The organism is Mesorhizobium sp. WSM1497 (genome assembly GCF_001672455.2).
In the GTDB taxonomy this organism is placed as follows: Bacteria; Pseudomonadota; Alphaproteobacteria; order Rhizobiales; family Rhizobiaceae; genus Mesorhizobium; species Mesorhizobium ciceri.
This window is the reverse complement of the sequence record NZ_CP021070.1, coordinates 4,327,886-4,340,332: the sequence shown is the minus strand read 5'-3', so window position 1 is coordinate 4,340,332 and position 12,447 is coordinate 4,327,886. Positions and strand designations below refer to the sequence as shown.

At 59.3% G+C, this 12,447-nt stretch carries 13 protein-coding genes; 6 read left to right on the top strand and 7 right to left on the bottom strand.

Annotated features, from left to right (window positions below):
- The first annotated feature begins 95 nt into the window (after positions 1-95).
- Positions 96-1,766: an NAD(P)H-dependent oxidoreductase subunit E gene (locus tag A9K65_RS21290; protein WP_064994252.1), complete on the top strand. Its 1,671-nt coding sequence runs from the start codon at positions 96-98 to the stop codon at positions 1,764-1,766.
- A complete protein-coding gene (fdhF, locus tag A9K65_RS21285; protein ID WP_064994253.1) occupies positions 1,766-4,558 on the top strand; it encodes a formate dehydrogenase subunit alpha in 2,793 nt (930 codons plus the stop codon). Before A9K65_RS21290 ends, fdhF begins: the two co-directional genes overlap by 1 nt.
- A 396-nt stretch (positions 4,559-4,954) precedes the next feature.
- Here the strand turns inward: fdhF and A9K65_RS21280 are convergent, their stop codons facing one another.
- The 6 genes from A9K65_RS21280 to A9K65_RS21260 form a co-directional block, all read right to left on the bottom strand.
- Positions 4,955-5,200 (bottom strand): DUF982 domain-containing protein, encoded by a 246-nt coding sequence (locus tag A9K65_RS21280; protein ID WP_064994254.1) that lies wholly within the window; start codon positions 5,198-5,200, stop codon positions 4,955-4,957.
- A 239-nt stretch (positions 5,201-5,439) separates the two neighbouring features.
- Complete coding sequence (locus A9K65_RS21275; protein ID WP_064994255.1) at positions 5,440-5,715, bottom strand: hypothetical protein; 276 nt, start codon at positions 5,713-5,715, stop codon at positions 5,440-5,442.
- A 699-nt stretch (positions 5,716-6,414) separates the two neighbouring features.
- Positions 6,415-6,558 carry a hypothetical protein gene (locus tag A9K65_RS35680; RefSeq protein ID WP_164753852.1) on the bottom strand — a complete coding sequence of 48 codons (144 nt, stop codon included), beginning with the start codon at positions 6,556-6,558 and terminating at the stop codon, positions 6,415-6,417.
- 41 nt (positions 6,559-6,599) lie between these two features.
- The gene (locus tag A9K65_RS21270; protein WP_064994256.1) at positions 6,600-7,064 is read right to left on the bottom strand and encodes an Rrf2 family transcriptional regulator; all 465 of its coding nucleotides are present in this window, start codon (positions 7,062-7,064) and stop codon (positions 6,600-6,602) included.
- A gap of 47 nt (positions 7,065-7,111) precedes the next feature.
- Positions 7,112-7,576 (bottom strand): group III truncated hemoglobin, encoded by a 465-nt coding sequence (locus tag A9K65_RS21265; RefSeq protein WP_064994284.1) that lies wholly within the window; start codon positions 7,574-7,576, stop codon positions 7,112-7,114.
- 137 nt (positions 7,577-7,713) lie between these two features.
- Positions 7,714-8,238 carry a PTS sugar transporter subunit IIA gene (locus tag A9K65_RS21260; protein ID WP_064994257.1) on the bottom strand — a complete coding sequence of 175 codons (525 nt, stop codon included), beginning with the start codon at positions 8,236-8,238 and terminating at the stop codon, positions 7,714-7,716.
- A gap of 420 nt (positions 8,239-8,658) precedes the next feature.
- Here A9K65_RS21260 and A9K65_RS21255 point away from each other — a divergent pair, with 420 nt between their 5' ends.
- From A9K65_RS21255 to A9K65_RS21245, 3 genes are all read left to right on the top strand, one after another.
- Positions 8,659-9,072, top strand: a complete 414-nt coding sequence (locus tag A9K65_RS21255; RefSeq protein ID WP_064994258.1) for a DUF5602 domain-containing protein — start codon at positions 8,659-8,661, stop codon at positions 9,070-9,072.
- Entirely contained in the window at positions 9,069-9,593 is a 525-nt protein-coding gene (locus A9K65_RS21250; RefSeq protein WP_064994259.1) for a plastocyanin/azurin family copper-binding protein, read from the top strand. The genes A9K65_RS21255 and A9K65_RS21250 overlap by 4 nt, the downstream gene beginning before the upstream one ends.
- A gap of 180 nt (positions 9,594-9,773) precedes the next feature.
- Complete coding sequence (locus A9K65_RS21245) at positions 9,774-10,535, top strand: ATP-binding protein (RefSeq protein WP_084015918.1); 762 nt, start codon at positions 9,774-9,776, stop codon at positions 10,533-10,535.
- A 20-nt stretch (positions 10,536-10,555) separates the two neighbouring features.
- On the opposite strand, the gene A9K65_RS21240 is transcribed toward A9K65_RS21245, so the two are convergent.
- Positions 10,556-11,410: a LysR family transcriptional regulator gene (locus A9K65_RS21240; RefSeq protein WP_245321858.1), complete on the bottom strand. Its 855-nt coding sequence runs from the start codon at positions 11,408-11,410 to the stop codon at positions 10,556-10,558.
- A 432-nt stretch (positions 11,411-11,842) separates the two neighbouring features.
- Here A9K65_RS21240 and A9K65_RS21235 point away from each other — a divergent pair, with 432 nt between their 5' ends.
- Positions 11,843-12,376 carry a uracil-DNA glycosylase family protein gene (locus tag A9K65_RS21235; RefSeq protein ID WP_084015920.1) on the top strand — a complete coding sequence of 178 codons (534 nt, stop codon included), beginning with the start codon at positions 11,843-11,845 and terminating at the stop codon, positions 12,374-12,376.
- Positions 12,377-12,447 lie beyond the last annotated feature (71 nt).

Below are 12,447 nucleotides of genomic sequence, written 5' to 3'. Positions count from 1 at the left end.
ACGTTGGTCGTGCAGGGAACATATCGTGCCTCATAGTCGACATCATGGTCCGCCGGATATCGTTACGAGGTAAGGGGCACGCGGGAGGCGAGCACATGACGATGCAGGAACAGCGGCGGCGTGATCGCGGACCAAAGGGCAGGCCGCTGGATGACGCCGCGCTCGCCGAGGTCCAGGCGCTGCTTGGCGCGCGCCAGCGAGGGCGCGACTTGCTGATCGAATTCCTCCACCTTATCCAGGACCGATATGGCTGCCTGTCAGCGCGGCATTTGCGGGCGCTGGCACAAGATATGCGTTTGTCGCAGGCAGAGGTCTACGAGGTGGCGACGTTCTACGACCATTTCGACGTCGTGAAGGAAGGCGAGATGCCGCCGGCGCCGCTGACAATCCGTGTGTGCGATTCAGTGAGTTGCATGCTGGCAGGCGCCGAGACGCTCCTGGCCGAATTGCAAGCGGGCGCCGATCCGGCGATCAGGGTCATGCGCGCGCCCTGCATGGGCCGCTGCGCTGGCGCGCCGGCCGCACGTATCGGTAATCGCGAGGTCGATCAGGCAACTGCCGAGGCCCTGCTGCGCATGGCCGCGGCAGCGGAGACCGATGTAAGCATACCCGATTATGTGGGACTGGAGGCGTATCGCCAGGCAGGAGGCTACCAGCTTTTGCAGCAGGTACGGATTGGGACGCTGAACACAGACCAGCTCATCGCCACCCTGGGCGATGCGGGCTTGAGGGGCCTGGGCGGTGCTGGTTTCCCTGCCGGCAAGAAGTGGCAGATCGTGCGCTCCTATCCGGGCCCGCGCCTGATGTCGATCAATGGCGACGAGGGCGAGCCCGGCACCTTCAAGGACCGCATCTATCTCGAGCAAGATCCGCACCGTGCCTTTGAGGGTGCATTGATTGCAGCGCACGCGGTCGAGGCGGAACGGATCTATCTTTACATGCGTGACGAATACCCTGCGGTGCTCGCCATTCTTCGTCAGGAGATCGCCGCACTCGAAGCTACCGGCATCGTCAAGCCGGGGTTCATCGAACTCCGCCGCGGCGCTGGTGCGTATATCTGCGGCGAGGAGAGTGCGATGCTGGAAAGCATCGAGGGCAAGCGCGGCATGCCGCGCCACCGCCCCCCCTACATCGCCGAGGTCGGCCTGTTCGGACGACCGACGCTCAACCACAATGTCGAGACGCTCTGGTGGATCCGCGACATCGTCGAAAAGGGCGCGCAATGGTTCGCTACGCAGGGCAAGCCCGGCCACCCCGGCATCCGCTCATGGTCCGTTTCCGGCCGCGTGAAAAATCCCGGCGTCAAGCTGGCGCCGGCCGGCGTAACGGTACGCGAATTGATCAACGACTATTGCGGCGGCATGGCGGACGGTCATGAGTTCAAGGCCTATTTGCCGGGCGGCGCCTCAGGCGGTATCCTGCCAGCGACACTGGGCGACATTCCGCTCGATTTCGGCGGTGATCTGGCCAAGCAGGGCGCCTTCGTCGGCTCCCATGCTATCGTCGTGTTCTCGCGGGCCGACAATATAAAGCAGGTCACGCTCAATCTCATGAAATTCTTCAAGCATGAGAGCTGCGGGAAGTGTACGCCTTGTCGCGACGGGACTGAAAAAATGGTGGCTCTCTTGCAGGAGCAGGGTCTGATGCCGGAAGACAGGATTCGCGACCTCGAAATGGTCATGCGCGATTCGTCGATCTGCGGCCTGGGCCAGGCAGCGCCCAATCCGGTCAATCATTTGCTGACGCATTTCCGGAGTGACCTCTGATGGCCGAGAGCACGGTATTCACCCTCGATGGGCAAACCGTAAGCGCCACCCCTGGCGAGACTATCTGGGATGTCGCCAAGCGCCAGGGTACAAAAATTCCGCATCTGTGCCATGTCGACATGCCGGGTTATCGTCCCGACGGCAATTGCCGCGCCTGCATGGTCGACATCGAAGGCGAGCGCGTGCTGGCTGCCTCCTGCGTTCGCCAGCCTTCTGCCGGCATGGTCGTGAAAACCGATACCGAACGCGCCCGCAAATCACGCGAGATGGTATTCGAGCTCCTCGCAAGCAACATGCGATCGGCGAGCGACGGTCCAGACAACCTGTCTGCGTTCTGGCAATGGGCCGGTTCGATGGGAATTTCGGGCAGCCGATACCGTTCCAAGTTTACCGAGGAGGGGCTAGCGCCAGAATTCGACATCACCAATCCGGCCATTGCCGTCAATCTCGACGCCTGCATCACCTGCGGCGCTTGCGTGCGCGCCTGCCGCGAGGTGCAGGTCAACGACGTGATCGGCATGGCCGAGCGCGGAAATCACTCGGTTCCTGTCTTCGATATGCACGACCCCATGGGCCTGTCGACCTGCGTCACCTGCGGCGAATGCGTCCAGGCTTGTCCGACTGGTGCGCTCTACGAGAAATCGCTGATGGACGAAACCGGCAAGACCCGTGTCGTCCAAGCGTTCGACAAGCTTGTCGACACGGTCTGCCCGTTTTGCGGCGTCGGCTGCCAGACGCGCGTCGCCGTCAAGGACAATAAAATCGTCCAGGTCGACGGCCGCAATGGTCCGGCGAACGAGAACCGGCTCTGCGTCAAGGGCCGCTTTGGCTTCGACTATGTGATGTCGCCCGAACGGCTGACGAAGCCGCTGATCCGCCGCGACGATGCGCCGAAAGCCGGCGACATCGATCTGCGCGATGTCGACCCGCTCACCGTGTTCCGCGAGGCCACCTGGGAAGAAGCGCTGGAGCGCGCTGCCAGCGGGCTGAAGCGCATTCGCGACGACCATGGCGGCAACGCACTGGCCGGCTTCGGCTCCGCCAAGGGCTCGAACGAGGAGGCCTATCTCTTCCAGAAATTCGTTCGGCAGGCATTCGGGACCAACAATGTCGACCATTGCACCCGGCTCTGCCATGCCTCATCGGTGGCCGCTCTGATGGAGGGCGTTGGCTCTGGCGCGGTCTCGGCGCCTTTCATGGATGCCATGAAGGCCGAATGCGTGATCATCATCGGCGCGCGGCCGGCGACAAATCATCCAGTGGCGGCGACTTATTTCAAGCAAGCGGCAAAGCGCGGCACCAAGCTGATCGTGATAGACCCGCGCGGCCAGGAACTGATGCGCCACGCGACCTACAGCCTCCGCTTCAAGCCAGGCAGCGACGTGGCGATGCTGAACGCGCTGCTGCACGTCATCATCGACGAGAGGCTCTATGACCAGCAGTACATCCAGGCCAACGTCTCCGGCTTCGAGGCATTGAAGGCAAAGGTGAAGGATTTCTCGCCCGAGGCGATGGCTCCCGTCTGCGGCATCGAGGCCGGTGTGCTGCGCGATGTGGCGCGCACCTATGCCAAGGCGGAGCGTTCGATGATCTTTTGGGGCATGGGCATTTCGCAGCACACCCACGGAACGGACAATTCGCGCTGCCTGATCGCGCTGGCGCTGATCACCGGCCATGTCGGGCGCGCCGGCACAGGGCTCCATCCGCTGCGCGGCCAGAACAACGTCCAGGGCGCCTCGGACGCGGGCCTCATCCCGATGTATTTCCCCGACTACAAATCGGTGGAGAATGCCGATATCCGCGGCCAGTACGAGAATTTCTGGGGCCAGGCGCTCGACCCCAAACGCGGCTTGACCGTCGTCGAGATCGTCGACGCGATCCATGACGGCGAGATCCGGGGCATGTACATTATGGGCGAGAACCCGGCCATGTCCGATCCCGACCAGAGCCATGCGCGCGCCGCACTCGCCAAGCTTGAGCATCTGGTAGTTCAGGACATCTTCCTGACCGAAACCGCATGGCACGCCGACGTGGTGCTCCCGGCCTCCGCGCATGCGGAGAAACTCGGCACCTACACCAACACAAACAGGCAGGTGCAGATCGGCCGACCCGCCGTCAACCTGCCCGGCGAGGCGCGGCAGGATCTCGATCTCATCATCGAGCTTGCCAGACGCATGGGGCTGGACTGGAACTACAAACACGTTTCGGATGTCTTCGGCGAAATGGCGCAAGTAATGCCGTCGCTGAAGCATATTTCCTGGGAGCGCATCGAACGCGAGGAGTCCGTCGTCTATCCTGCCGATGGTCCTGATGTTCCTGGCAACGAGATCGTCTTCACCACCGGGTTCCCGACCGCGGATGGCCGCGGGCGCATCGTGCCCGCCGACCTCCTGCCCCCCGACGAGGTGCCCGACGACGAATATCCTCTGGTGCTAACCACCGGGCGCTTGCTGGAGCACTGGCACACGGGCGCCATGACACGCCGCGCCGGGGTGCTCAACGCGATCGAGCCCTACGGCATTGCTGCGATGAATCCCTACGAGATCAGGCGCCGCGGCCTTGCGCAGGGAGACGTGATAAACGTAGAAACGCGGCGCGGCGTCGTCGAAGCCATTCTGCGGGCCGATCGAGAGGTCGCCGATGGCATGGTGTTCATGCCGTTCTGCTTTAACGAGAGCCCGGCCAACATGCTTACCAATCCTATGCTCGATCCTTACGGCAAGATCCCCGAGTTCAAATATTGTGCCGCGCGGATCGTGCCGGCATCGAGATCGGTCGAAGCTGCCGAATGATGTTGGAAACTGCCCGCTGACGTAGCTTGGTCGATGGCTGACTTGACGAATGCCATTTGCTCTACCGCCGCCGCATTGCCGGAGTCCGGAAGGCGCCAACCCACGTTGCAGGCCTTTGCGAAGATCGATAGATCGGAAAGCGCCGTTGCCGCCCAGACTCAGTCCACGCTTATTCCGAAGATACTCACTCGGCGTCCTCCTCATAGGTTTGTTTGGGCTGAAGGCGACGCGAGATGCATTCTAACGGAACGGTGCCGGCTTGCTTGCTTCAGTTTTCCGAGCGCCAGCCGAAGCACAGAAGCTCACCGCCGGCTTTCCGTTTTTCATTCTGAGTATGTAAGCAGGTCGACGCGTTCATGGGCGCTGAACCGCGGGGCAAGCTCTTGTCACCGCAACTCACCCGACCAACATGCGCGCTTCCCGCGCTGCTTCAATAAAAGCGTCTCTGGCGATGTCAGCCGGAACGTTGCCATTCAACGCCTGCTGGCATGCTCGTAGTGCAGATCGATGCTTGGCGCTTCCTTCGTTGCGCCACTTGTCGTTGAGCAAGTCAAAAGCCTCACGAGCGTTGGTAAGGTTTCGGATGTCGCCGCTGATGCCGGTGGCAACGGCTACAGGTTTGGAAAACCACGCTTCATACATGGGAAAGCCTCTGACGCGCACAGCTCACAACGCACGTCACAACACGGAGTTTCATCATCACGCATCACCGTCCCGCGAAAGCCGGGCTGTCTGAATATCGGTCGCGTCCGCTACTTTCAGCCTTCGGGAGGTATGCTAGGCGGGACCGTCCTAAAATGCCCCCCTGGGGTCGGCGGAGCCGCGTCCGTTGTAAAATGGCAGGTAATTGTGCCTGCCATTTGATTCGCAAAAAGCCCCATTCAGTTGGCGCCGCCAAGTTGCTTGGTCATCTTGCAGAAATTGTCGTGATTTTTGGCTATGGCTTCGTCGCCACACTCCTTCATCATCCCGGCTCGGTCCTCGTCGTTCATCGCCATCCACGCGCTCCTGAAGTCGGCTTGCGATTTCAAGGTCTTCATGGTGGAGTCGGTGTGAAAGGGCGCCATTTTTGCCGGTTCGTCAAGCGCACCCGCAAATGCTACGCCAGCTACAATTGTGAGAGCCGCCGCTCCCATGCAAAGTATTTTGATGCTCACGATCGTTTTCTCCTAACTGATTTGCGATCGCCTCACAACGATCGAGGTTAGGCTAAAGCTCAAGTCCTTCGTGAAGCAAATGAATTTTATGATTAAATATCTGCAGTTTTTATGTTGATCTCTTGCGCAGTTTATAGGGCTCAAAAAAAGATCAACTAGTGCCATTTATTCCAAAGTTCTTCTAGGTGGTGCGCGGGTATCCACCTGCTCGACAAATGAAGGCGAGCTTTGCGTCCCTGGCTCGACGGAGCAGCGATTGTGGCCCATCACCCTGTCGTTGTAAGATAAGCTACGCGTCCCACATAGGTGTTGCGTCGAGCGTTTCTCCCCATTCGTCGACGCGTTCCCCTCAGGAGGTATTTATCTTCAAACCTGGCCGGGCTTATCAGTCCGGCCTTTTTTAGCTCACGAACTCACTTCATCGAACTGAGGAGTCTCGAACCTGATTGTACTTAGACACCGACACCGATGGCGTACACAGTCCGGCCACGTACCGCCGTCGCAAACCTGGCGCCATATTGTCGCCTAATACGCGATTGTCTTCGGCGGACACCAGGCTCAAGTGGACTCTGTTCTGCGACAACATGTCCTCAGCGGCGACATCACGAGAGTGCCCGCGCCCTACATTGGCGTCACGCGGGCGCTTGACTGCACGAATGCTGCTGAACGATGTTCTAACACAGCGTCATGCGTCGCCAACTAGACAAACATCATGACGACAATCGCGCCGAGGACTATCAACACAAGCCCGCCAAGAAGCATTGGCAGCAGGCTGTTGTCGGGGTCGATACCGGAATCGATCTCTCTCGGTAACGGCTTTTCCTTCATCTTTGAGTCAGGCATGGGCGTCTCCATCGGAGCAAAACGGGCACGTAACGAAATAATCATGAGACGTTGTGCGCCGCACCGTTGCCAGCGGGTCTTTTCGGGCTGCCAAGGAAGTCCTTCGGCGCCAGCATGATGTCGGCCAGCGTATAGCGGTCCAGGGTGCTCTGGAACGAGGCAATCGCTTCACCAAACATCCCTGAAAGCTTGCAAGAGGCAGTTAGTACACATTGGTTTCCATCAGTCGCGAAACATTCAACCAGTGCGAAATCCGGCTCCGTCAACCGCACGACGTCGCCGATCCGGATCATCTCGGGCCGCTGTCCGAGAACAAGCCCGCCGGAACGGCCACGGATGGCTTTCAGATAGCCGCTGCGGGTGAGGGTATTGGCGACCTTGTTCAGGTGCGTCTTCGATATGTTGAAGGTGCGCGCAGCTTCCTCGATCGTGACCAGCCGGTCACCGGCGGAGGCGGCGTACATCAGCATTCGCAACGCGTAGTCTGAGAAGGCAGTCAGCCGCATGCATCTCTCCTGCTGTTGGCGCGAGAATCCTTACCAACCAGTCTGCATCAAAGGTCCTTCTCGACAATAGGTGCGAGGCCAATCGTGGTCTCACCGCGGTTGAAGGCAATCGCTAAACGGAAACTGTGCGCGATACGAAGCGCTCGGTCCATAAAGAGCGCTGCCACCTCGGGCGGGCAAATGCGGCGAACCGTTTTGCGAAACAACTTTAACCAGCGACGGAAATGCGTCTCGCCGAGGCCGCCTATAGCCAGGTGTGGCGGCAGTGGCCGCCCCTCATATCGGGACGTCCGAAGCAACGTCGCAGACCAGAAGTCACACATCTTCGCTAGATGCTGTGGCCAACTGTCTGGCTCGATCCGATCGTGGAAAATGGGGCCGAGAAGGTCATCATGTCGAATTTCGCCGTAAAAACCGTGGACCACCTCGCGGATCGTTGTCTCATCAAGCAACTCTGGCAATGGGACGCCGTCGACGACGATCGTCCTCCTGCTCTGATCATTCTGGCTCATCTGTTTGCTCCTGGCTTCCTCTGTCCCATCCAAGCGGGTTCAAGCCTTGGCTCGCCCATGATGATCGCCATAAAACATAGATTGTCAATCTATCTTTGCGAAACCTCCCAAGGTCCGCCCCAACGTGGCCTGGGGACCTAGGCGTTGCTGAACTGCCTAGACATTGCGGTGTAAGGTCCGACACGGGAAGTATGCAAATTGGGAGGGAATTCCTGATGCGATTCAGTTTCGAGGATCGCCAACACCTCATCAGATGACCGTGCCTGCCGGAGATGTTCCCGAACCTGAGATGCCCGAAACAGCCGGCACATTTGCGAAAGGGCAGGGAGAAAGGCGGAAGTGGCAGAACGCGGCCAGAGCACGGTGTAAATGAGATCTACACGATCGTCGTCTGGGCCCTCGAAATCAATGGGCTGGGCCAAGCGTGTCAAAGACGCGACAGGCGAATAGATTGTGCTGAGTAGAGCGTGCGGGATCGCGACGCCACGGCCGATGCCGGTCGAGCCGAGATGCTCGCGGTCGAAAAGACCACGCAGAACCACCTGCTGGTCAATCCCAGTTCTTCGCGCAATCCTAATCGCGATTTTTGACAAGGCTGATTGCTTTCCCTTTGTCACAAGGTCAAGCGAGATGTCTTCTTCTGACAGGATGGGGGAGATCATGAGCGTCAATCTTCGTGTCGTTCCAAACGCGCAGTGATCAGTCGCACTGCTTAAGCAGGGCTCTGTTCACTTTCGGATGAAGTGGAATCCTGGCTGTCCCGGCCGCGAAGGCAGTGCCTTCTCGCGTCCGGGTTAAGAGCCCATTTTGAGGTGGATTGGCTCTCGCGGGAAATGGAGGCTGAAGATATCCATGGCAATTCACAGGTAGTGAAGGATTTCCGGAAATCAAGCAAACAGTGCGGGCGGCGCAAGCAGAATTACTGCACTGAAATGCCAGCTAATTTCGTTTGACGAAAATAGGGGCCTCCTACTTACTGGCAGGGCGCGACAGGCGGTATCAACAAGCTAAACAACGATTTCGTGTACCGGTCTCCTAAATTGTCGGCATCGTGACTTTTGAATTCAACAAGGAGATAACCTATGAAGAAGCTCGCCCTCGCACTTGTCGTGACAATGGCCAGCTCGCTTTGCGCCATGGCGGCGTCTGAGGTCACCAAATCCCCGCCAGCAGCGCCTTACCAACAGGTCAGCAAGCTTGTGAAGCTGCCCGACTTCCTACCTGGCATGGGTCAACTTTTTGTCGATCCGGCGACACTGCCGGCCGGTCCGTTCCTTGCCTATGATCACGACGGCAAAATTGTCAGCACCATCTATATGCTGCCGATCAAAGATCTCAATCCGGACAAACGCTTTGACAACCTCGCCGCGCCCGGCGGCAATGTCGACCATGTCGACGTTTACTACAATGCCGGTCATCCAGGCGTCGAAGAGCCGCATGTCCACATTGTGCTGTGGCATGTCCCAGCCGCAGACGAGGCGCGGGTCGCCAAATGACACTCACGCGCCGTGAGATATTGGGCGCGGGCGGCGGTCTCGCCGCCGCCCTTTCCCTGCCTTCTCTGTCGGTATGGGCCGGCGAGGTGGTCGAAATCAAGATGCGAGGGCGCGGCGACGGTTCACAAGTCTGGTTCGATCCGATTGGCATTCTGATCAAACCGGGTCAGACGGTCCGCTGGACCAATCTCAATCCTGGCAATTCGCACACAACCACAGCCTACCACCCGGCAAACTTCGAGCGACCGCTTCGCATGCCCAAGTCGGCAAAACCATGGGATTCCGACTACCTCCTGCCCAAGGAAAGCTTTTCGGTTACCTTCACCGAGCAGGGGGTGTACGATTATTATTGTGTCCCGCATGAGCATGCCGGGATGGTCGGCCGCATCATCGTCGGCGAACCAGAGGTACACGGCTGGTCTGAAATGGTCGGAGCAAATGGCGACCTACCGGAGGAGACCCTCAAGGCATTCCCGACTGTCGAAGACATTATGACGAAAAGGGTCGTCCGGCGTGCTTAGATCATGCTCATGAAAGGTACGGCCCTCAGCAACAAATGAGACAGAATACGACGATATTGATGGGAGCGCGGGTTGCTCTGGTGTCGTCAGTGACCTTTAGGGGCGACTTCTATGACAGGCTGTGTGTTTCCGTGTGAAACTCAACGACCATCTCGGGCCGAACGCGACGCGCGCACTCCGATGCCGGACACGACTCTCTATCTCCGAACTGCAGTCGAGCAACGCGAACGTGCGACGCACCGGCTTGCTGCGCTGGGCGAAATGACAGGCGGTATTGCCCATGATTTCAGAAATCTCCTGGCAGTAATCCAATCCGGGCTCGGGCTCGCGGAGCGGAGAGCTGACGCACCCGAAAGCGTGCGTGCCTACATTGCCGCAGCGCGGGAAGGGATCGATCGAGGGATCGAGCTAACGTCACAGCTACTCGCCTTCGCAAAGCATCAGGAACTCGATGCCCATGCTGGCAATTTGAATGAGTTCCTCAAGTCTTTCGCGCCCCTCTTAAGGTATGGCGCCGGTCCCGATGTCCGCGTCAAGCTGGAGCTTGGTTCCGACGTCCCGGACTGCTTGATCGACCCAGCGCTGTTCGACGCTGCAGTGCTTAATCTCGTCATAAACGCGCGAGATGCGATGCCAGGTGGCGGGGAGATTCACGTCATCACTGAGCGATTCGTGCAGACCACCATGACACCTGACCCACCCGGGCCGGGTACCTACGCACGCGTTCGCGTCAAAGACCATGGTTGCGGCATGGCTCCGGAAGTTTTGCGGAAGGTGTTCGATCCTTTCTTCACCACAAAGGGTGAGAAGGGCACCGGGATAGGGATGTTGCAAGTAAAGGCATTGGCGCAGGCGGTTAATGGTCGGATCCGGATAAGGAGTGAACTAGGGATTGGGACAACAGTGGATCTCCTGTTCCCGTCAATCCAAGCGGACACTTAGACGCCCAAAAAGAGCTCCTATTATTTGTCGGCTCTTGCAACGGAATGCAATCCTGTCAGGGCAGGACCTACTACGCTCTCATCCGCATTTGCGGATTGCACCGCGTAAACCGGATAGGAGAACTGCGGCATTTCGGGCACAAGGTGCAGCCGGCCGGCCACTACGTGAGGCTGCACAGAGCTCATCCTGAAATATCCAGAGCCACCCGCCGCAAGAACATAGTTCAATGCGAGCGGGCCGAGATCGAAAGTAAGATCGGGCGCAGCAGTTGGGAAACTCATCCCGTGGTGATGTCCAAAGTCCGGACCCCAATCCATATAGACATAATCAGACCCGTCCAGGAGGCGCGCTTCGGAATTGGTGGTCGCAAACACGAGTTTTTCTTCCAGAAGCAGATCGATTTTCAGGCCGGGTCGATGCTGGGGCGCGTACATGATCGCCACGTCGACGAGCCCGGATGCGACTTGTTTGATCAAGTCCTGCGGCACATCGACGTGCACACGAAGCGCGATATCCGGAAGGGATTGACGCATCCATCGGACCCAGTCGAGCAGAAGGGGTTGGGCAAGGCTGACTTCGCTCCCGACCGTCAGAACAGCTCGGCGTCCCGAGGGCACGGCAACCTGGTGAAGGGTGCGTTGCCACAACTGGACGAACATCGGGGCGTGGCGCAGGAACTGCTCGCCGGCGGGAGTGAGCGAAGCGCCGCCCTTGTGGCGGACGAAAAGCTGGCGACCCAGTTGCTGCTCGAGGTTACGGATTCGTGCGCTTACGGTCGTCTGGGCGACGTTCAAGCGCTCAGAGGCCCGAATGAAACTCCCTGTCGAAACGATTTCGATAAAAGTGCGAGCGAGCTCGATGTCCATGGCGATCATAACATGAAAACTGCGTTAAAAGGTCAATCGAAATCATTTGTCGGATAGATGCCGTCCAGATCTGGCTTCGGAAACCGTTGTTCGGCGAAGTTGACGCGGCCACAGCTAGGCGGGACATGTCGACCAAACAAGTCGACGCAGCCCAATCTGGTGTCGGGGCTTTGCCTCACCGCGGCGAACGGTCGCGCTGCGCCAGTGGCGGCTGGTCGCATCTTACCCTGGTTCCCACATTCAATGGTCAGTCGTTAAACTGATCGTAGGGTAGGACACCAACAGGTTTAGAACGATTTGGTAGAGGTTGCTGCAGCTAGGCCCGGCCTGGGGAGCCCCGAAAGACGCGCTAGGTCGGAAGCGCCGCAACTTGACGCGTTGCTTTCGAGCGTTCGTGCCTGTCGCGCCTGTGCTGGGGAATTCAGCCATGAACCGCGCCCGGTGGTGCAGGTCACTTCCGAGACCCGGCTCTTGATCTGTGGCCAAGCCCCAGGACGACGGGTGCATGAGTGCGGATTGCCGTTCGACGACCCCTCAGGTGACCGCTTGCGCGCGTGGCTTGGGCTGGATCGCAGCGTCTTCTATGGGGATTCGCGAATTGGCGTGGCTCCGATGGCGTTCTGCTTTCCTGGGACCAATCCCAAAGGGGGCGACCACCCGCCACCGTCCCGGTGTGCCGCGCTCTGGCGACGGTCGCTTCTGGCGTGCTTGCCTAGAGTGGAACTGACGCTCCTGGTCGGCGGTTACGCTCAACGGTGGGCGTTGCAACACGCCTCGGGGAGGTCGATGACCGCGACCGTTGCCGCGTGGCGCACCTATGGTCCGGCAGTCATCCCGCTGCCCCATCCTTCGTGGCGCAGTACAGCCTGGCTGCGTCGCAACCCGTGGTTCGAGAACGAATTGGTGCCTCACCTGCGCACCCGGGTTTCTGCTGTCCTGGGCAGCGCGGCTGCTCCTCACGAGCCGGCGGCATGATAAGCGTGCAGTGGACTCGGCACCGGATGGTCCGAAAGTTCTGTCCGTGTTCAGGGAGACCCGTCCACGCG